Source organism: Arthrobacter alkaliphilus, from assembly GCF_021483235.1.
Taxonomy (GTDB): Bacteria; Actinomycetota; Actinomycetes; order Actinomycetales; family Micrococcaceae; genus Arthrobacter; species Arthrobacter alkaliphilus.
This window is the reverse complement of sequence record NZ_JAKEEC010000022.1, coordinates 35,635-55,934: the sequence shown is the minus strand read 5'-3', so window position 1 is coordinate 55,934 and position 20,300 is coordinate 35,635. Positions and strand designations below refer to the sequence as shown.

The 20,300-nt window shown below is 62.4% G+C and carries 15 protein-coding genes and 2 pseudogenes; 6 read left to right on the top strand and 11 right to left on the bottom strand.

The genetic code is table 11. The features are described 5' to 3' along the window. Positions 1 to 893: 893 nt before the first annotated feature. Positions 894 to 1,124 carry a hypothetical protein gene (locus L0B83_RS14815; protein WP_234759224.1) on the bottom strand — a complete coding sequence of 77 codons (231 nt, stop codon included), beginning with the start codon at positions 1,122 to 1,124 and terminating at the stop codon, positions 894 to 896. A 490-nt stretch (positions 1,125 to 1,614) separates the two neighbouring features. On the opposite strand from L0B83_RS14815, the gene L0B83_RS14810 reads away from it, so the two are divergent. The 3 genes from L0B83_RS14810 (at position 1,615) to L0B83_RS14800 (ending at position 6,626) form a co-directional block, all read left to right on the top strand. After that, entirely contained in the window at positions 1,615 to 1,911 is a 297-nt protein-coding gene (locus L0B83_RS14810) for an antibiotic biosynthesis monooxygenase family protein (RefSeq protein ID WP_234759223.1), read from the top strand. A 2,313-nt stretch (positions 1,912 to 4,224) separates the two neighbouring features. Next, positions 4,225 to 4,554, top strand: coding sequence for a hypothetical protein (locus L0B83_RS14805; RefSeq protein ID WP_234759222.1), 330 nt, complete (start codon positions 4,225 to 4,227; stop codon positions 4,552 to 4,554). A 968-nt stretch (positions 4,555 to 5,522) separates the two neighbouring features. Continuing rightward, positions 5,523 to 6,626: a S53 family peptidase gene (locus L0B83_RS14800; RefSeq protein ID WP_234759221.1), complete on the top strand. Its 1,104-nt coding sequence runs from the start codon at positions 5,523 to 5,525 to the stop codon at positions 6,624 to 6,626. A gap of 263 nt (positions 6,627 to 6,889) precedes the next feature. On the opposite strand, the gene L0B83_RS14795 is transcribed toward L0B83_RS14800, so the two are convergent. The 5 genes and pseudogenes from L0B83_RS14795 to L0B83_RS14780 form a co-directional block, all read right to left on the bottom strand. Beyond that, positions 6,890 to 7,072 (bottom strand): hypothetical protein, encoded by a 183-nt coding sequence (locus tag L0B83_RS14795; RefSeq protein WP_234759220.1) that lies wholly within the window; start codon positions 7,070 to 7,072, stop codon positions 6,890 to 6,892. Between the two features lie 19 nt (positions 7,073 to 7,091). Next, positions 7,092 to 7,322 (bottom strand): annotated as a pseudogene (locus L0B83_RS20015) (RraA family protein); the annotation flags it as partial. Between the two features lie 468 nt (positions 7,323 to 7,790). Next, positions 7,791 to 8,039 (bottom strand): hypothetical protein, encoded by a 249-nt coding sequence (locus L0B83_RS14790; protein WP_234759219.1) that lies wholly within the window; start codon positions 8,037 to 8,039, stop codon positions 7,791 to 7,793. A gap of 582 nt (positions 8,040 to 8,621) precedes the next feature. Beyond that, positions 8,622 to 9,386 carry a hypothetical protein gene (locus L0B83_RS14785; RefSeq protein ID WP_234759218.1) on the bottom strand — a complete coding sequence of 255 codons (765 nt, stop codon included), beginning with the start codon at positions 9,384 to 9,386 and terminating at the stop codon, positions 8,622 to 8,624. A gap of 1,640 nt (positions 9,387 to 11,026) precedes the next feature. After that, a complete protein-coding gene (locus L0B83_RS14780) occupies positions 11,027 to 11,491 on the bottom strand; it encodes an SRPBCC family protein (RefSeq protein ID WP_234759217.1) in 465 nt (154 codons plus the stop codon). Between the two features lie 115 nt (positions 11,492 to 11,606). Here L0B83_RS14780 and L0B83_RS14775 point away from each other — a divergent pair. Next, positions 11,607 to 11,735, top strand: a pseudogene (locus L0B83_RS14775) (IS3 family transposase); the annotation flags it as partial. 588 nt (positions 11,736 to 12,323) lie between these two features. On the opposite strand, the gene L0B83_RS14770 reads toward L0B83_RS14775, so the two are convergent. The 3 genes from L0B83_RS14770 to L0B83_RS14760 all read right to left on the bottom strand — a co-directional run bounded on the left by L0B83_RS14770 (position 12,324) and on the right by L0B83_RS14760 (position 14,890). Continuing rightward, on the bottom strand, positions 12,324 to 12,890 hold the full coding sequence (locus tag L0B83_RS14770; RefSeq protein ID WP_234759216.1) for a DUF2231 domain-containing protein: 567 nt from the start codon (positions 12,888 to 12,890) through the stop codon (positions 12,324 to 12,326). Between the two features lie 404 nt (positions 12,891 to 13,294). Beyond that, the gene (locus L0B83_RS14765) at positions 13,295 to 13,984 is read right to left on the bottom strand and encodes a helix-turn-helix transcriptional regulator (protein ID WP_234759215.1); all 690 of its coding nucleotides are present in this window, start codon (positions 13,982 to 13,984) and stop codon (positions 13,295 to 13,297) included. A 171-nt stretch (positions 13,985 to 14,155) separates the two neighbouring features. Continuing rightward, positions 14,156 to 14,890 carry a GTP cyclohydrolase II gene (locus L0B83_RS14760; RefSeq protein WP_234759214.1) on the bottom strand — a complete coding sequence of 245 codons (735 nt, stop codon included), beginning with the start codon at positions 14,888 to 14,890 and terminating at the stop codon, positions 14,156 to 14,158. A 232-nt stretch (positions 14,891 to 15,122) separates the two neighbouring features. Between L0B83_RS14760 and L0B83_RS14755 the strand changes: the two genes are divergently transcribed. Further along, complete coding sequence (locus tag L0B83_RS14755) at positions 15,123 to 15,971, top strand: Rieske (2Fe-2S) protein (RefSeq protein WP_234759213.1); 849 nt, start codon at positions 15,123 to 15,125, stop codon at positions 15,969 to 15,971. Between the two features lie 460 nt (positions 15,972 to 16,431). Here L0B83_RS14755 and L0B83_RS14750 read toward each other — a convergent pair whose 3' ends face one another. Together L0B83_RS14750 and L0B83_RS14745 are read right to left on the bottom strand one after the other, a co-directional pair. Continuing rightward, positions 16,432 to 17,343, bottom strand: coding sequence for an aldo/keto reductase (locus L0B83_RS14750; protein ID WP_234759212.1), 912 nt, complete (start codon positions 17,341 to 17,343; stop codon positions 16,432 to 16,434). A 380-nt stretch (positions 17,344 to 17,723) separates the two neighbouring features. Beyond that, positions 17,724 to 18,404, bottom strand: a complete 681-nt coding sequence (locus L0B83_RS14745) for a haloacid dehalogenase type II (protein WP_234759211.1) — start codon at positions 18,402 to 18,404, stop codon at positions 17,724 to 17,726. A 157-nt stretch (positions 18,405 to 18,561) separates the two neighbouring features. Here L0B83_RS14745 and merA point away from each other — a divergent pair, with 157 nt between their 5' ends. Further along, entirely contained in the window at positions 18,562 to 20,004 is a 1,443-nt protein-coding gene (merA, locus tag L0B83_RS14740) for a mercury(II) reductase (RefSeq protein ID WP_234759210.1), read from the top strand. The last annotated feature ends 296 nt before the right edge of the window (positions 20,005 to 20,300 follow it).

Genomic DNA, 20,300 nt, shown 5'->3' with positions numbered 1-20,300 from the left:
GAAGACGGCCCACGGCGCGGTCCGCTCCCCATTGATATAGCCCTTGAGTTGTATAACCTGTGGGCTGTGTCATGGAGTCGGTGTGGGATGTTGACGTTGAGCTGGTGGAGTCGTGGCTGCTCGCGCTCGATCAGGGCTCGTACGAGCAGGTGACCGCCGCGTTGGAGCTACTTGCCGAGCGTGGTCCGCCCGACCCGGCAACCCGTTCCTGGACGTTTGAACATCTTGGTCGTGGCCGGGAAGCGGGCTCAAAAGCCCGAAAATGTGGTGTGCACAATGTGCACACCCTGGCCGTCGGACTCGGCCGTACCGGTGCCGGATTGGGACGTACTCGGCACGTTTTCGGGACTTCCCCGTGTTTCCGGGGTCTGGAACCCGGTTCGAGTCCCACCTCGGGCACGTGTTTTCCCAGGTCAGGGGCTTTTTTGCCTCTGAGTGTGCACAACCCCTTCGGGGGCCTTTTTTCATAGGTGGCCGGTAGTGTGGCCGGTTGCCTCCTTGCTTGCTTCGCTGATCGACCGCCTGGCATTCGTTACTTGTTCATGGACTTTTATGGTCTGAGCAACATGACGAGAATCAAACCGTTTCCAGCTTCTCTTTTTCGGGGAGTCGTATCGTGCGCATTGGTTTCCTCTTTCCTCTTCGAGCTGGCCCGTGTTGGTTTCTGCTTCTTCATGGCGAATGAGAGCTTCGGCGACATGACCTGAGCGAATTCGGTAGGGGTTCTCTTCTTGCGGGTCGGATGTTTCGTAACTAGGCCTTCTTCCTCTGCTCGGGTGCCTCGCGGCTTGTGCTTCTTCACTTGTTCATGGTCGATCGATCGCGTAGCGACATGACCTGGGTCGGGCGCGTGCGTGTCGCTTTTCTGTGATCTGCGTCTTGTGATTGGGTTCCTAGTTCATGGGTCTCAGGGCGGCGGCTTCGTCGCCTGCCCCGGCGTGGATCACAATGTTCCCGTCCGATACGCCCGCGACACCGCCGGCAGCTGACCAGCGGCCCGGTGATCCCATTCGCAGCGGGGCATGTTGTTCCTCGTGGCCGCCGGCTGTGGCCACGATGGTCGTCATCATGATGATGGTGCTCCTCGTCATCCTCATGATCCCCTTGGGGTTCACGAGGTTCACCGAGTTTCCTCGACGGCCGCGGACACACCGGCCGCCGAGCTGCTGCCACCCCCCCGAGGAGCGGAAGCGGAATGTGGCCGGAGTCACGGCGGAGACGGAGCGCAGCGACTGGTTGCCATGGCGCAGGGTGCATGGAGCCGCGGTGCAGGTGGGCGAAAACGGACGGGCGGTCGTGGCAGTGCGGGGGAGTGCCGGTCACGTGTCCGCCGTGATGCCGTTCAGGCATGATTGCGCTGGCTTCTTCTAATCGGGGCACGGTCCGTCAGCAGCCCGCGCTGTTGTTGTTCGCCTGCGTTGTTGTTGTTCGGGAGGCGCCTCGCGCCGGGCAACCGGGAGTCCATGTACCAGTGCCGGGGGTACCGTCAGCGGCCGGACCAACCGACCACGGTAGGCGAGAACCCCGAAAACACCGTCCATTAGGGCGTGGTGACATGCGCCTCTGCGGGCCTACCATGAATGCTGTCGGAGACTCTTGAAGGGGTTGGTATCCATGGCTCTGTACGCTTCAGGCGATTGGCACGTCAAGGCGGATCTGGATCAGGAATTCGTTGAGAAGTGGACTGAATTCCTCCGCTGGACACAGGACACTTTCCCAGCGAAGGTGACAGCGACCCTCATGCGCGATCAGCAGAACTCGGGGCACTACGTCTCGTTCTCCGAATGGAGCGACGAAGCCTCAAGAGAGGCTTGGAGGCAGGATTCAGGCTTCCAAGAGCACTTCGGTGCCGCCGCCGCCCTGTGCGAGAGCATGACCTCCTCCTACTACGAGACCGCGGCGAGCGTGTAGCAGTGTGCTCGGCCGCCTCGGTCGAATTGGTCCGATGGAGTGCTCAGGGCATCGGGCAGACGAGGAAGTAGCTGCTCGCGGCAGCGCAAGGAAGCCGGTCTCCTCGCACTGTGACCGGGCGCTCGGAGGGCCGGGGTCCTTTGCAACGCGTGGTGATGCGGCCGCGGCGGTCGGTGACAATCACCGGTGTGGGGTGTGCGCGGTCGGCCACGGCATTGTCACTAGCGCGAGAGGCTGCGGCCGGTAGAGCTGTCAGCCGAGTGGCTCTGCCCTGCCTCAGCGCGGACATGAGCCACTCGGCGAATCGGTCGGCATCAAATCGCAGGCCCACGCTGATCGCGTGACCGTGGCCGGCCGTGGCAGCGCTACATGGCTCGGAGATGAGCGCGACTCCGTACCGGAACGAAGGTGCATGGCGACGCCAGAGGAGCGAGCAACGTTGCGCACAACATCGAGGGCACCGGATTCGCGGAGGGCGGGGTGGTACTTCATCTTCTGCCGTAAGGCCCAGTCCAGAGACTCCCGCCGGATCTGTTCCGGCGCGGCGTCCGAGAAGCCCAGCGACCCTTCCGCCACCCGTGCGGAGAGCGTCTCCACGCCGTGCAGCGAGCCAAGGCCTTCTTGTTCCGAAGACTCCCGCCAGCGTGCGTGGAGGAATGCGCTCGGGACGTACAGGGAGTCTTCCGCGACGGCCCAATTCGGTCGCGCAATTGGTCGTAGCGGAGCAGCACGCCGTCGAACCCGGGAAAGGGAACCTTGTCCCTGTCTGCGATCTCCAGCACGGGCAGGCCCGCGGCAGCGGTCGTCATCCGGCTCCAGACCTGCGCGTTCTTGTTCCACTCCACAAACAGCCGACCAGCCAACGGGGCAGGGAACCCGCAGGGGCGCAGGTCGAAGACGCGCCACGTGTTGGTTTGTTCGGCACGCAGCTCTCCATAGTTCCTGAAGGTGAACCAGAGGCGAGACCGTAGCTTGCCGTCACCGATGAAGATTACCCAGTAGTCGGGAGGGTCGGCAGGAATGCGCCGAGTCAAGACGCTCTGCACTCTGGTGCATTCGAGGACGCGTGCTTCCGTAAGGTCTTCCGGTCCCTGCAGCTGATCGGGATTGCTCGGCACGAAGACGTGCCGGATGAGCAGCATGTTCTCCAGCCGGATGGGCGGGTCCGTGGTCGGCGCCCAGGCCGGTGAGCACGTGGCCGAGGGTGAGGGATGTGCAGGGGACGGTGCCTGCGGTCACGGCCGTCGCCGCGGGTAAGTCGTCGAGGGCGAGGGAATGCTGATCAGCCACGGGCACGCCTTCTGTCGGGATCGGAGGCTCCCCGAAAGTCAGAACGGATTTCTCAGTCCAACTTTCGGGGAGCAGTTCACCCGGGCGATGGAGCCCCATAACCGCAATTCCGGCCTGGCTTCCAGCCGTCTCAGCAAAGGCTCCGTTGCTGAGACGACTGTGGCCGAGGCATGACTGGCGACTTTGCGGAATGCTGTGATTCGCGCCGATAAATGGCGGACTTTTCGCAGCGCTAAATGGCGCTTCCGTATGTCCGGAAGCCCATCCTTTCCGGACACCAGCGGCAGGGGTGTCAGCGGCCAGGACAGCGATCCGGAGAAACCGCACCCCGTGTGGATTGCCCGCACGGCCGGAGCCCTGGCTCCTGGAGCATTCCCCGACCATCATCTATGGATCCTGCAAGCCCCCCGAATAGCGTGGTCTACTCATTTCTCCTTCGTTCCAGGCCCCATCCCGGCGCGAAGGGCCCGCCGTCTCGAACGAGATTGTTCAGCACGCGCAGGATCTTTCGCCAGAACCCCTCCGGGGCCGCCTTGCTCATACCGACAGGCTACACATCAGCACGGATTCCCCCCCAACTGTCAAGGATCCCTTGACAGCCCGTATCGAAGTGTCTCTTTGCTCCGGAAACGATGGCCGGACCGCTGGTCGCGACGGTATTCTGGCCGCTATTGATCGGCTCGCATCTGAGGGGACTTGACGGTGAACTTCATTGATGGAGATCGCACCCTCCGGCCAGTCAAGCTGCCGGCGATGAACCGCCGGGCTGGACGGGCCGGAAGGCGACTCGGGCTCCAGCTGCTGCCGGCCGTGCCATGCCTTCTTGCCTGCTGGCTTCTGACCGGCTGTTCAGTACAGGGCGCAGTCAGCGCGTCCCCTACGCAGGGCGCCGCAGTCAGCTCGTCCCCTAAGCAGGGCGCCGTAGGCCGGAACAGTACAGTGACACCTTCCAACCGCCCCACCCAGCATAGCGACAGCGACCCTGGAGACAGGAAGCTGCACATGCTGGCTACGGACCCGGTCATGGCAGATCTTCCAGCACAACTGGTCAAGATATCAGAGAAACAGACTCCTGCCCGTTACGAAAGCCCCGTTTTCGGTTCCGGGGGCTCTTTCGGCGCCAGCGTGAGCGTTACTTTCACCAGCACCGTCGGCAGGTCCGACGTCTACAAGGCTGTCGGGGACAATGCCGTCCGAAATGGCTGGGTGGCCAGAGGCGTGGACTCCACGGGAATTACCGACAGGTGGCTGAAAACCTATCCTGACGGAACCCCTGCAACCCTGGTCCTCATCAGTGAGGATCCAACCGTTACGACCCCAAGACACATCTATACCCTCGCTGGCGGGGTCTGAGAGTCTCGGGTTCATCGCGCGACCCGTGGAAAAGCAGCCAAGTGTCTGGCATAGCGCCATAGACGTCACTGGGCATTGAAACTCCGCCGCTGCATCACGGTACCGGGCTTCGTCAAACAACCGCAGCCCAATCCGGTGCCAGACGTTCGCCTCCCTGTCCGGGGAGCCAGCCAGGCGAAGGACTTGCTCCTGAAGACGTGCTGCTTCAGGACACCGGTATCGACGTTGCAGGATTCCCGCCAGAACCAGAAGTAATTCAAGCGGGCCAGCCGAAGCTTTGAGCAGAGGCAAGCCTTCTTCATGACCGAGTGAGCCATCAGCCGCGGCTTCTCAGGAACCGGGCAGACAGCGATTCTCGCCCGCGCTGCCCCATATCAGCGATGTAGTCACGCAGTGTCGCGGGGTCGGTCCGCCATAGCTGATGAGCGTTGTCCATTCCCATTGTCCTGATCAAGGGCCGGCCTGGTAAACCAAGAATAACCGCGGTCCGCGGTGCTGACGGTGCGCAGAACCATGCACTTCGTGGCTCTGGCGAACCGGTTGGAAGACCTCGGGAGGTAGCGAGGAAAACCCGCCGGTGGGGGACCGACAGGCTTTCACCTTCGACAGTAAAAAAACACCCATCCGCTAGGTGTTGCAATCACCGCAAGAACTCAAGGATTCCCTTACGCGCTGAAGGGCGACAAATAGCGCTGGGAAAAACGGGCCATTTATCGCCGCTGACCGGCCGTCGCGTCGACCTGATCTCCTGATCCCCTGACCCCCAAACCGGATCCTTTAGGTACCGGCTTTGGGCAAGGACATGGCGGTTGAGGGAGGTTTTTTGCCGCTCGATGCGCAGTCTGTGGCTACTTCGCCCAGGGTGGAATAGGCTTCGGCTGGGCTGGTTTTTTATGTTTCGGCCGCGCGTAGGAGACTGCGTGGTCTTTTAACTATTCTCGCCGTTCTTGTTGTTCCGGGAGTATCCGATGTCCTGGTTTCGTCGTATCGCCCCCCTTCTCACGCTCGCTCTGTTCACTGCAACGGCCGGTGTGACTGCGGCGGTAGCGGACTCACCGGCCCCGCACGAGCATTATGTCGACCACCCGATCCGTGTCCGGCCGGGGGCCACGGCGGCGCCGGCCGGCCTCGCCCCGGCGACGGTGCAGGGAGTCTACAATTTTCCCACCGGGGCAGTAGGTGGTGGTACGACTATTGCCATTGTTGATGCCTATAACGACCCGAGCGCTGAGTTCGACTTGGGCGTGTTCAGTACCCAGTTCGGACTGCCGCCCTGCACCACCGCCAACGGGTGCTTCACGAAAGTCAATCAGAGCGGCGGCATCAAGTATCCGAGAGCCAACTCAGGGTGGGCGCTGGAAATCTCTCTGGACATTCAGTGGGCCCACGCCATCGCCCCGGCGGCGAAGATCCTGCTTGTGGAAGCAGCGAGCAACAGCTTCACGAACCTGATGGCGGCTGAAGACTATGCCTCGGCGCACGCCCAGTATGTCTCCAACAGCTGGGGCGGTTCTGAGTTCAGCGGGGAAGCGGCGTATGACTCGCACTTCGCCCGGGCCGGGGTCAGCTACTTCGTCTCCTCCGGGGACAACGGCGCCCCCGCAGGCTATCCCTCGGCTTCCCCGAACGTCATCTCCGTGGGTGGCACCACTTTGCATTTTGACAGCAGCGGCACCTTTACCGGTGAAACCGGCTGGGGCAGCTCGGGGGGCGGATGCAGTGCCTACGAGACCGCCAATACCATTCAGGCGAACTTCCATCAGTACAGCCAGGTGGGCTGCGGCGGCAAGCGCGCGACCCCGGACGTGTCCTTGGACGCTGACCCGGCATCAGGTGTCTCGGTCTACGATTCCACCCCTTATAACGGACAGTCCGGCTGGTTCACCGTAGGCGGCACCAGCGTCTCCTCACCGATGTGGGCTGCACGATCCGCCGGCACCGGCATTGCGGTCAACGCCGCCTACGTCTACGGAAGCTCCATCACCTTCCGGGACATCATTACCGGGAACAACGGTAATCCGTGCCTGGTCGGGCTTGACCTGGTCACCGGCCGGGGAAGCTGGACCGGCTGAACTGGTACTTCATCATGCCTGGGCAGCAGACGATTCGTAGAGGGCAGTTGACTGCATTACCCGCCAGAACGACGTGACCGGCATCGACCTGACCCAGCATCCGGTAACGATCTTTCGCGAGGCAGGGCTGTAAGCTACGTGAGCGGCCCCGGATTCCTCAGATTGTTCGTAAAGCTTGCGGTACGCGGGTGTTTTGTCGTGCTGGCACTTGTTTCTGGTACGGGCTGACCTGGGTGCAGCGTGTGGACGATGCGCGTATGGTCTCAGTGGATGGTGTATCCAGCGCCTCGGAGTTGTTTTTCGTACATGGGGGCTGGGCCGCTGCTGGACCGGATCGCTTCTCGGCGGCTGTCTTCAAGGCTTGGGATCTGTTCCGCGGCCGCGGCTACCTCGGCGGCAATGTGCCACGGCACGACAACGACGCCGCCCTCGTCTGCGACGATCACGTCGCCGGGGGTAGATGAGCGTCCCGCCGCAGGTGACGGGCAGGTTGATGGAGCCGTAGGGCTGTCCGAAGGGGTGGTAATTACGGGGCGTGACTGCGCGGGCGAACACCGGAAGCGGTGTCTGGTTAATGCCGATGACATCACGGACGGCGCCGTCGATAACCACTGCAGCCGCGCCCCGCTGCGCGAGGATGTTCGCTGAGAGTTCGCCGAAGCAGGCGTCGTCGTGCACTCCACCGGCGGCGAGGACGGAGACATCTCCCTAGCGTCCTCTCCTCATTGAACATATCAAGAGACTGACCATATGACACCAGAGCAGAAGCTCGCCAACGCCGGCCTTGCGTTGCCACCATCACACCCAATGGTTGGACCGTTTGCCCTCGACGCTCAAATTGGAGGTTGGCTTCGACTCCAGTCCGACGTGGCCTCTTTCGGCCGGCACATCCGGTTTTTCTTTCGTCTCGACGAATACACAGCCTGCTGCCCTTGCGGTCATCCGGCGCCAGTTCAAAGCCTCGGATGTGGTCGCGGCGGTGGAGGACAGCATCGCCGATCCGGAAGATCATCGAGCGCCTTTAAAAAACAAAATACTTGAGACTGCGCCAGCTTCGGTTCTCAAAACTAGCTCTTGAAACGGTTTTCTCAGCTCGATCCAGGGACTACGGGATTCGAGAAGACGCTTAGCGTACTCTAAGTTCCGAATTCTGAAGGTACGCCCTCAGGCGCAGAGCTTGAGGAAGCTCGTGGCGCCGGGCCGTTCATGGAAGGTCACCGTGTGGCCTAGATCGTCATGGAAGACGGCCCTTTGGCCGGTCACGGTGATGGTGCCAGATTGGTAGGGGTTGCCCCAGCCTGCAGGGGGATTGCCGTTACCGTCGTCGAGTGGCTGGTCGGCGACGAAGAAGGTGTCCTGTACCCTCGCCTCGTAGATGCCACAGTGCGTGAAGAGAGCGAAAGGGACACTCAAGCCTGCGGTGGCGGTCAGTGTTTCCGGCGCCCGGAACCCGGTTCGAGTCCCACCTTGGGCACGTTTTCCCAGCTCAGGGGCTCTTTTTGGGCCTCTGAGCGTGGGACGAACGGTATTCTTGCGGCCCGCCCCGCTGGGGTGTTCTACCTGTCTTCGGCTCTCTCCTTACTCTGTTGGGGATCCGGTTGTGTTGGCTTTGGTCTTTCATCGCGGCAGGCAGTCCGGGCGACATGACCTGACGATGATCGATCGGTACTGAATTCTTGGCGGGTCTTCTATTCGGGCGTCCGATTCGCGGCCGGCTGTTGGGTCCAGGGCGCACTGTCGTAGAGCTCCGGATCCCCTCTGGCACTGTTTTGTCATTATCGATGCTCCGATAGTCGTCAAAACTATTACGGCAGGGACCATCGGTAACGCCGGGGCATATCGGAACGGCGGCGGGGCGTGGTGCATGTGCTGGTTGTTGGGGGAACGCAATCGTCTCGCTGCCGTCGCCGGCCTGATTTCAGATTACGCATCACCTGCTCCTCAGGAGCGTTTATCGGCCCCGGCCATCGGACATACCCGCACGGTTTTGGTTGGTTAGGGGGCTTGGCCTGATTCTTGCCGCAGGGTCCCGACGGGTACCCATCCGGTGACGAGCGTTCCCAGATGTGCAGCGGCCCTGAGGTCCAGGCCGGAGCTTGTAATGTCCAGGTGGTCGCCGCTGATGACGAGCACGTCGCTGTGTCGGGTCGCCTGGAGCCAGGCTGTGTGGGCGGGGTCGTGGAGGTCCAGCTGGCGGGAGTAGTAGACGTCTTCGTGGATCTCGTGAGAGATGAAACCTTGCTGGGACACCAAGCAGGCAACCCCGTGGTCCACTGGCCTGGCGGCCTGCAGGATCTCGTCGAGCTCAGGGCTGAGTGAGAGGCGGAATCCCACCGTTAATAGTACGCTGACGTGTGCGGATATTGATTCGCCCCCGGCCTGGTGGAAGAGAACGATTGGATCGACCGTGTAGGCCAGTACCGGCACGTCCTTGGTCCCGGTCATCGCTGCGCGGAGGGTGAATTGCCTGCCCACGCTCATCAGCTCGACCGGTCCGGAAGTTTTGGACACTGTCACGGCCGGTTCGCGGCACTGGCGGTGGCAGACCGAAGGATCAAAGACCAGGTAGGCCAGGCCGTCCGGGTCTGTGCCGTCGGTGATATCCACCGCCAGCGACAGGGGAGCGCCGGGCTCCAGAGGGGCGCCGCACGAAGCGCAAACACTGGTGGTCGCCGCTACTACGGTCACATAGTCAGCCGCTTCACGGCCCTTGTAGGCTTCCAGGGTCTCGTCCCAGGCCACGTTGCCGGTTGTGCGCATGGCGTTAGACTACACGTCCGCCTTCGGTGGACCTTCCCCAATTCTTGGGGTTTAACTTCAAACGCGCAGCTCAAACCGCCGTCGGGCCTAACTGAATGCGCACCATCGGTTCTGGCTTAACCATGGCCCCCGCGGGTACAGCTGACTTAAGGTTTTAGCCATTACGGGCTCACGCATTACCTGGCCGCTCGGTCGCGGATTTTGAACATTGGATCACTGCCGGTTCCTGGATGACAAGGACGTGAGGGAGAAGCAGGGCGCTTGCAAGTGATGGCCACCGGATGGACACTGACCGTCTTTCTCTTCCCGCTGCGCAGGCTCGGGTACCCGCTTGCGGGCGCTGCGGGCCGGGTTTTTCCTTGATTTTCCACGGGTATGTTCCTGAGGTTCACGCGGTCGATGGCAGTGGACTGAGGCTCCCGTCGGTCAGTTACAGCTGTGCCAGGTGTGGGATGACGGAGAACCATCAGGTTCCCTCCGGCTGGGCACCGTCGGAATGGCAGTGGTATTGGTGATGCGTCGGTTCGGGCCCTCCTCGCCGAATGCTTGGCGCCTGCACCGGCCGCGTGACGGCATCCGGCCTACGGCCTCACGCACGTCCATTCAGTCGGGTGGCTCCCCGGCCACGAACGCGGGCCGCCGCGCCTCGGCCGCCGGCGAGACCTAAGTGGCGTCGCCAAACCGCGCACAGTTCAGGAGATGTGCCCCACGTGGCGAGCGACAAGGTCAACCCCGCGCGGAAGAACGGCCCGGAGTTCGTCGGGGCCCCGTCTGAACGCGCGATTCAACCGGTGATTGTCACCGGCGTCCAAAGGCCATGACAATGCCTACTGCGGCCGCGGCAATCAGAACCATCGCAACCCAGATCCACTGTTGTCCGTCCATGTGCGCCTCAATCTCAGGTCTTGACTCAGTCTTACATGGGCCGCCTAGCCGCTGTCACTAAGGTTCCGCGACAGTCTTGACCAGGGAACCGCCCCACATGTCTGCCCGCGGTGCAATACTCTTGCTGTGGTTGAAAGGTGAGCCTTCAGTGTTTTCGATGGCGTCCTGTCCAGCACCGTGCAGTTGACCGCTCCGGCTCTCCTGGCAATTGCGCCATCAAGGCTTCAATACGCGTCGGTCGACGGGCAACCCGAAGCGGAAAACCGACCGCGGCGGCAAGGAAGAAGGCGGTGATCAGAGCACCGACCATGGATGTTCAAGATCGTCGAAAAAAGGCGACAACGCCCAGTGCCGAGAACACACCGCACACTGGCGGCACGACCCAGAGCAAGTACGCTCTTGCTGAACTACTTTGTTCAGCTCCGGGAGCCACATCCACGTCGATACCTGAGCAGGCAATTGGCCTGTGGCGATTGCGCGCTGAACATTGCTTTTGATGGGCGATCCGGCCGGCTGTCTTCGCCGTCCTTTCGCTCGTGCGCTCACGTGATCAGAGCGTTCAGTCGATCCCTCTGAAGTCACACACAATTGGCGAGAGCCCAGGAGTCGCTGCAGTCAGTGCGCACCTGCTGCATCAGTGCTCTTCGTGAGTTCGCTAAAGATTTTCGATGACTCTCTCGGCATAAGAGCCTCTTCGGTAGGACTGGAAGGCCGCAGCGCCCGGTAGACGATCCCGCACCGGCCGTCCGTGAGCCTTAGTTGCCGCTCTCCAGCACCGCCAGACCCCGCTTGAATGATGCAGCGACGGGCTTGCCCTTGGACATTCTAATCATCCTGCAGATCAGCCGCCCTACCACCGTGCTGCCGGTGCGGTCCCAAGTCACGTGGACGACGCTGCCGCCGTCGCGACCAGGCCGGACGGTGGCCGCCACGTAGCTGCCTGGCGCCGAGAAATTGCTCTCCTGGACCGTCCAGCGCACGGTGCGCGGGTCGGACCACTCATAGTGCTCGCGCGCCCAGACCTTCATGCCCGGGCCCTTACTGCCTTCGCGCACGTCCGCGCTGGTCTCGCCAACCGAGTAAACCTGGTAGAGCGAAGGTTCGATGCCCGGCCACAACTGGGGGCGGCGTTCAGAAAAGTCGATCAGCGCGGCGCGCACCTTCTCCGGACTCGCGGTTGTTTTCAGATCGAATTCGATCACGCTCACGGTGTTGTTCATGTGTCCAGCATCCTGCTTAAGCCCGAGTCGTGCCAGATCAGGGGCGTTTTTCGGGTCCGGCGGTCGTTCTGCCGTGACTTCCCGGGTTGAGGGGCGGCAACGCACAAGCGGTCGGTACAGGTTCATCGCCGACGAACTCGCGGAGAAGGGCATTACGGCGGGCGGGAACAGGGTCCAGCGCCTGTGCCCTGATCACGGCATCTGGTCGGTGTTCTCCAAGAAGCGTGGCCTGAAGCGCGGACCCGCGACATGCCGGGATTCGTCGGGTGTTGCGAAAAAGTCTTTCGGTGTCAGCGGCAGGGGTAAAGCCGGATGACCGGATATCGCTGGCTCTGCAGGTGCTTTACTCTGTCGCGGGCATTTGAGCGGGGCATGGGTGGCCGCCATGAGTCAAATCTAAGTATGCCTAGTATTAGTCGATCTGCGGAGGTTGCTATGCCGGCAGTATCCACGGGTTCGATGAGCATGGAGTCATGGCCAACCGGCGGCTTTTGTCAACGGCGGCCAGGTATGGTTGCAGCAACCGCTGCCGGTCGAAAGGCAGGGCGACGGGAGGTCACCGCTGAGCATGAGAAGGTGCTGCGGGCGCATGAGTTGAAGGCTCGGGGGCTCAAGCCGGCTGATGTCGGAAAGTTGATCGGGCCCGCCGCGCCTCCGTGTACCGGTACCTGGGCATGGAATCCTGAGGCGAACGAGGTGCCCGTCCCGAAAGTTACCTTTGTGGCCGTCGTTTGTGGCGCGGGTTGCGCGACCACTTTCGGGAGAGCCGGATTAGGCGAGAACAACGCGTTCTTGCAATACGTTCAGGTCTTGGGTCGCGATCCGGTGCCGGTTATGAGGGGGACTGTGCTCCTGTGCCGAAGGGCCCGGGTCCTTTGCCGATGTGCGGTCCTTTGATGGCGCCTTGCGCGTGCTTGAAGGAGATGCCGGTGGTCAAACTCGCGGCAGCATCAAGACTGGCGTCATCATCTACGCCTACGCCCAGCCGGCCAACCAGCTCGCCACCGAGCCAGCCTGTCCCAAACGCAACGACGGCGGCAAGTATCTCCAGTATCAACGCCAAGGTTGCGGGTGTGTTGTTCTGTGCCGAGACGCGAAGGAGCCAACTTATAGCGAACAAGAGGATCATCGCGACGTTCCCGATGCCATGCATCCAACCGATCCGTTTCGCCCGCGTCCCCGTCGGAACGGCGAGGAGATCGATCAGCCCGAAAACCGCCGCAAGCAGACCTACCAGGACGCCCGCGGCAATCATCAAGAAGCCGGCTACCGTGAAGCTCCCGTTTCGGCTGATTAGGCCGATCACATCGAAAAGCACCGCCATCGTCAACAGCCCGAGCGGGTAGGCAACCAATTGTTGATGGATGGCATGCCCTGCGGCTTTTGCTCTGCTGTCCATGTTTCACCTCCGTTTGTCGTTACCCCGGAGGCGAAGACAGCTACGACTCCGATTTCTAAGATTAGCTCTGATGGTTTTAGAAAGCTAGGCGTCAAGGAACCCTTCTCGCTGCTGTTCGAGCCAGGCGCTCCTAGTGTTAGCTTCGGGTCGGCTCCACGCTCAACTCGAGACTTCCCGATGATGTCCCGGCTTTAGATACCGCTGGGGCTCTGCCAATCTTGACGTCCGCAGCGGTCCAGGGGATGTGTACCGTTTTGCATGTTGATGCTGTGAGGATGGCGCTGGAGGCTCGTAGGCTGGTGCCGCCGGTAGGCCGGAAACCGGGCTGCCCCCGCGGGGAAGAACCAATCTGGACCGAAAGGGTGTTCGCCCAGGGGCTTCCTTTCGTGTCTGCCGATACCAGATTAAGAGCGGCGGATGAGGCGGGCGCAGCATTGGCTCCCACCGTGTCCTGGGGACACCGCTTCGACGCTGCGGGTGGCATCTCCGCACCCTTCCAGTGCACCTTCCAACAGCGCGCCACTGAGGCAGCAAACCAGCATGGGGTGGTCGAGGGCAAGCCGGTGGAAGGGGCAGTTGGTGAACTCAATGGTGCCATCGTCAATGCTGAGAGGAGAATACCCGGTGGCCTCCAGGACCCCTTCGATGGTGCCATGTGCCTGCCCGAGTTCGTACCCCCGCTCCCGACCCACGGCCCGCGCATTCTGCTCCACGGATTCTTCGTTGACCATGGAGCGCTCCGCCGCCGCCGCGATAAGGTCTCCGATAAGTTCATAGCTGCGCTCCGGCACGGACGCGAGGACCTCAGTTGTCACCGCGGCGTATCGCTTGGCGGGACGCCCCGTGCCGGGTCCTCCGGGTCCCGTCTTTGAAAAGCTGACCGAGAGTATGCCCTCCCGGGCCATCCGGTCCAGCTGAGTCGCGGCCACAGCCCGAGGCAGCTCCAACGCATGCGCCAACTCGTCGCGGCCAACCGGCTTGCCGGCCTGCCGCAAATAATCGAACAGGGCTCGGCGCGTCGGGTCGCCCAGCGACGCAACAATTGCGGTCCTTGCGGACCATGAAGAGGAGACCACTGCGACAAGTCCTTCCAAAACTCTGCCCGATCATTCTATCCCCGGACCCCCAGCCGGGCCGGGTGTGGTGGCAACGGATCCCGGCTGCGGGAGCTGACGCCTTCCTTCCTCCAACTGCCTCCTGCCTGAATGGTATTCGCGGCGTTGGTGCCACACTTCCCGAAAAAGAAAAGAGCCTGGAAGGATTCCTTAGAGCACCGTGCTGAGGTCCAGGGTGTGGGCGGTGTGATCACGCTTGGCTGCCAAGTAACCGGCATTGGCGGCAGAAAGGTGCACCCCGGTAGCCAACTGCTCGGCCACTGTGATGCCATTACGGGTAAGCTGGGTGGCCTTGTCCGGGTTGTTACTCAAGAGCCGGATGGTCCCGGCGCCGACGGCGTGCAGCATCTGGGCGGCAACATGGTAGTTCCGCTCGTCCTCCCCGCGGCCGAGAGCAACATTCGCCGCGTACGTATCCATGCCCTGGTCCTGCAGGGCGTAGGCATCGAGCTTGGCGTAAAGACCGATGCCCCGGCCTTCCTGCCTCAGATACAAAAGGAATCCCCCTTCAGCTGAAATCCGTTCGACCGCCTCTTTTAGCTGCGGTCCGCAGTCGCATCGCTGGGAGCCCAGCACGTCTCCGGTGAGACATTCGCTGTGCGGGCGGACCAGGGGTGCGCTGATGCCGGCTTCACAGCGACGAAGTGAGCCTTCCCAATCTCCCAAACCCAGCAGCAGGTGCTCCCCGCCGTCTGCAAGATTCGAAAACGTGAAGACATCGGCAACGGCGGAAAATCCGTCCGTGAACCGGAGCGGGATCCGGACCCTGGTCCGAACCGCCGCTTCGCCGTCCCCTTTGGAAATCGTGGCAACGCTAAGGGTTTCAGGGTTCCGCACACCAGAAACAGTGGAAGAATCCATCGCCAGACGGCCGGTTTCGTGCACGGCGCACCTCCTTATGGACAGGGGCGGCGTATGCAACCCCTTCTAAAAAAGTATATACTCATTTTAGAATTGATGTTAGCCCGGCTGCTCTGGTATCGAAGTTGATGCTTGGTCGGACGCCCATATGAGCTGGTGGGGACTCTTGCCGGAACTGATCCCTGATGGGAAGCTTTCGTTCACCGGTTCGCGGAGGACGGTCCTGACCGGCGGAATGCGACGTAAAGGACTTGTCATGACACTTGATTCTGTTGTTAAGGCCATTGAGCGGTTCAATTTCCTGGACGGTATGGCTTCTTCCCTGGCCGGCGTTGTCGGAAAATCCGTGCGCCCGCGAATGGTCCGTAACCTCCTCAGCGGCACGTATATAGGCCACCCCCTGCACCCGGTTCTGAGCGATATTCCCATTGGGGCGTGGACCATGGCCGCGTTCTTGGACCTGGCCGGAGGAAAGGTCAGCGAACCTGCAGCTGACGCCCTTGTAGCGGTTGGCATTGCCGCAGCAATCCCCACGGCCGCTGCCGGCCTGAACGACTGGTCCGACACAGAAGGCAAGCCACGACGCATCGGCATGTTCCACGCGCTGGTCAACGGGAGCGCCCTTTGTTTCTACGTGGGGTCCGTTTTTGCCCGCCGATTCGGGAGCCGAGACCTGGGGAAAGCCCTTGGTCTGGCAGGATTCGGGCTGGTCACCTTCGGCGGATTCCTGGGCGGCCACCTTATCTATGCCGACGCCGTTAACGTCAACAAAACCGCTGACCGGACGGGACCCGGTAAATGGACCTCCATCATCGATCACAGCGGGTTGTCCGACGGCGGCCACCGGATGGTAGAGGTCGGTGGTGTCTCCGTCCTGCTCCACCGTTCGGGAGACACCATCGAGGCCATCGATGCTCTCTGCAGCCACATGGGTGGGCCCTTGGAAGAGGGAACAATCGAGAACGGATGCGTCACCTGTCCGTGGCACGGCAGCACCTTCAGACTCGCTGACGGCTCAATCGTCCGCGGGCCGGCCACCCGCCCGCAGCCTGCTTATGAAGTACGAACAAGCGAAGGGCAGATCCAGATCCGCCGTGCAGGCTGACCGAGGACGGGCAGGTGTGTACCGCTTCGGACTTTCAGCCGATTGGTTTCGTCGCCCACAACCCTAAGACAACACAAAACGTCAGACCCACGTTGACTTCGACAAACTCTTCCTTCGAATCCTGATCATTTCCACGGGGCCGGCAGGTTTAACACCGCCGTCGTGGACTACCTGGCGTCCTGTTCGTCCACGGGGCCGGCGGATCATTGGAGCCGGCATCCCCACCCGTGGATCCCGAATCGCCCGCGGACCCCTGCACGCTTTTCTGTCGGGATTCCGATGGCTTTCGTCGCGGAAGATACAAGACTGCCAGGTGCGCTCCTGGAAACTAGCGGATTCAGGGCCCCCTGTATCCCGACTGCGTGAGCCGCCAGTCCCCTTGCATCCGGGCGGAATAATCACTGGGCTCTTCTGCGCCTGAAGGGTGTAGTGACACAGGGGTCACGATCTAGTGGTGTCACTATTTGCGAAGGTCTCGCGCGAGGTCGAGGTCCGCCGCGGCTGCGTTGGACTCGAGCTGTTCGACGGATTTGGAGCCGGGGATGACCGCGGTGACGACAGGCGGCCGCAGGCACCAGGCCAAGGCCCAAGCGGCCATGTTGGTGCCCGGCGGAACATCGTCTCGGCGGATGCGCTCAACCTCGGCTAGACGCTGCTGAATGTGCTCCTCGGGCCGACGTGATCGGGTGTCGGCCGGATCGGTGAACCGGGTTCCCGGGGCGTACTTGCCCGAGAGGAGCCCGCCGGCCAGCGCCTCGCGGGCCAAGACGCCCAGGTCCTGCCGCTCGCACGAGGCGAGGACTTCGTGCTCGGGCTCGCGGTCGAGACGGCTGTAGACGAGTTGGATCACGCTCGCGCCGACCTCGAGCGCGCGGTCCGTCTGGTACACGTTGGCGTTGCTGCCGATGGAGATCCCGAGATGCCGGATCTTGCCAGCTTGGACCTGCCCGCGCAGGGCCTCCCACAGCTCGTCCTGATCGAACACCTCGTCGCCGCCGGAGTGGAACTGATAGACATCAATGTAGTCGGTTCCGAGGGCGCGCAGCGAGCGCTCGAGCTGCTCCGTGACCTCCTGGGCGGACCACTCTTGGGTACGCTCATGCAGGCCGTGGTAGCGATGACCGAATTTGGTCGCCACCACCCACTTGTCACGATTCCGCGCGATGGCCTTGCCGACCAATTCCTCGGACAAATGATCGCCGTAGCATTCGGCGGTGTCGACCAGGTTGATGCCCAGATCATGGGCTCGCCCGAGGATGGCGTCAACCTCGCCCTGAGAGAAGTCCTTCCCCCACTCCCCGCCGAATTGCCACGTTCCGACCCCTATCGTGGAAACGGTCAGCTCAGTCCTTCCAAGACGCCGGTACCTCATAGGAATTCCTCATTTCAATAGGGGTTCATAGTTTGGGGTTTGTCCATACTAGCGACGTGCCTGCCAAGGGGATCGTCCGGGTACACGTCAAGACTTGCACACGTCACCTGTAACGGAGCGGCGCGCCAGTCGCCGAGACCTCATGGAGGGGACTCCGCATGTCAGACGCGGCCTTGGATGACGCCCTCCGCTACCGTTCGCCCACATCGCGGCCAACCTTTACATCAACTACTTCAACCACTATGCCGACATGTAACTGCACCTTCCCGCAGTCCCGGAACTTACGGGCTAGGCCCGTGGAAGGTGGAAGGGAGCATCGGCACGCTTCCACCCCACCGGGTCTCATCTCTCAAACCAGCAGCCAGCGGCCACTGTCGTCGTCAGTGCGCTGCTGCCACGGCCGCGGGAAGGTCGGTCAGGGCGGTAACTGTGAATTCAGGAGCCTCAAAGTAGCCCGGGTAGCTAGCCCCTGTCCTGTTCAGCCACGCCGTCCGGAGCCCGGCACGGGCGGCGCCGTGGATATCCCATGGATGAACGGCGACCAGCAGCATGCCGGTTGGATCGACCCCCGAAGCGGCGGCGGCATATTCATAGGAGGCTCGGGCAGGCTTCCATGCGGGGGCGTCTTCGACCGAAAGCAGCGACTCAAATACGTCACGGACCCCGGCCTCGCTGAACAACTGCTCGGCGATCCTGGCCGAGCCGTTACTCAGGGTGATCAGCGTGAACCCTGCAGCGGCGAGGGCCCTGATCCCCTCGGGGACATCGGAATGTACGCCTAGGCCGGCCAGACCGCCCATGATATGGTCGACCGCCGCATCAAGAGGGCGGTTCAGCTTCCTTCCGGTAAGAAGTCCCCGGAGTGCGCCGGCGCCAAGGGCCGCGAACGATCCGTTGTCTCCGCTGGCCGCCAGTGCGAAGCCGTCACGCAACAGGACGGCGAACCAGAGTTTGGCCAGTTCAGCCGGCGCCCCGACCTCGCTGAAGCGTTCCCCCATGGGCGACATATCCGACAGGGTTTCATTGACATCAAAGACGACGACCGAGATTGCGGTACTCATGGATTCTCCTTGTGATGGTCCTGTAGGTCTCCGGTGCAAGTCTGCCGCGCTCCGGGGAGATAAGGAACCGGGAACGCCTGCAGTGACCGGCGTGCCTAGACTACGGTGAGGACTCGGCGTTCCCAGCCGGCGGTGCTGTACGACTTTGGAGGATTTCATGTCTGAACCAACACTGGATTTTGATCTGGCCGTGATCGGCTCCGGCGGCGGCGCGTTCGCCGCCGCGATCAGGGCGAGCAACCTGGGCAAACGTGTCCTGATGATCGAGCGTTCCACCCTCGGCGGGACCTGCGTGAACACCGGCTGCGTGCCGTCCAAGGCGCTCCTCGCCGCGGCAGAAGCCAGGCATGGCGCCCTGGACGCAGCAGGCCGGTTCCCCGGCATCAGCACTTCAACCGGGCCGGTAGACATGGCAGCGCTGAACGGCGGGAAGCGTTCCCTCGTAGAAACCATGCGTTCGGAGAAATACGCAGACCTGATCTCGGACTACGGGTGGGAACTGAGCCACGGCAATGCCATCTTCGCCGGAACCCCGGACGATCCCGTCCTGGAAATCACCGCAGAGGACGGGGTCCGGGAATCCGTGAGGGCCGCGCATTACCTGGTGGCCACCGGCTCCGTCCCGTGGGTGCCCCCGATCGAGGGCCTGCAGGACACGGAATACCTGACCTCCAGCACAGCGATGGAACTCGAAGAGGTCCCCGACTCCTTACTGGTCATCGGCGGCGGATACGTGGCCCTGGAACAGGCCCAGCTCTTCGCCCGCCTCGGCTCCAAGGTGACCATGCTGCTCCGCTCCCGCCTGGCCTCCACCGAAGAACCCGACGCCTCCCGCGCCTTGATGGATGTCTTCGCCGACGAGGGCATCCGCGTAATCCGCAGCGCTACCTTGTCGTCTGTGCGCACGGACCCGGCCACCGGAGGGATTGTTGCGAATGCGACCATCTCCGGCCGGCAGGAGGAATTCCGTGCCGCGAAGGTGCTCGTCGCCACCGGACGCCGCCCAGTCACGGAAGACCTGAACCTGGCAGCGGTCGGCGTCAAGACCGGGGACCGCGGCGAGATCCTGGTCAACAGCCAACTGACCAGCTCGAACAAACGCATCTGGGCCGCCGGGGACGTGACCGGTCACCGCCAATTCGTCTACGCCGCCGCCGCGCACGGTTCCCTGATGGTGGAGAACGCCTTCACCCAGGCCGGCCGAGAGGTCGACTACCGGCACCTGCCCCGGGTCGCGTTCACCAGCCCGGCCCTGGCCGCCGTTGGGATGACAGACAAGGAAGCGAACGAGGCCGGCATCCGGTGCGAGTGCCGGGTCCTGCCCCTGAAGTACGTGCCCAGAGCACTCGTGAACCGTGACACCCGCGGCCTCATCAAAATCGTCGCAGACGCCGACACCGGACGGATCCTGGGCATCACAGCCGTCGCGAAGGACGCCGGTGACCTCGCCGCAGCCGGGGTCTACATTCTGGAAGCGGGAATGACCGTCGAACAGGTAGCAAACCTGTGGAGCCCCTACCTGACCATGGCCGAAGGCATCAAGATCGCTGCCCAGTCCTACACCACGGATGTCTCCAAACTCTCCTGCTGCGCCGCCTGATCCCTGCTTCCTGCACTCCATGAATCGCCAACGTCATCGACGTCGCCGACTGCCCGCCTCGCGTCTCGTCGAGACCCCCGAAACGGGGGAGTGTGCGCTCTGAAGTTGTCTCGACTGAAGGCCGAAGGATCGTAGCGACCTCCGGTCCCCCCAATGGCTTCAGGTGGCGGCGCGCCTCCGAGACGACCCAGCCTCGGTCTGTTGCGGTGGAAGTTACCGGCACTATCGAAGCGTCGGGCGGCTCATTCAGCCATGTCACCGACACGGCCGGGACCCATGAAGAAGCCCTGGCAGCT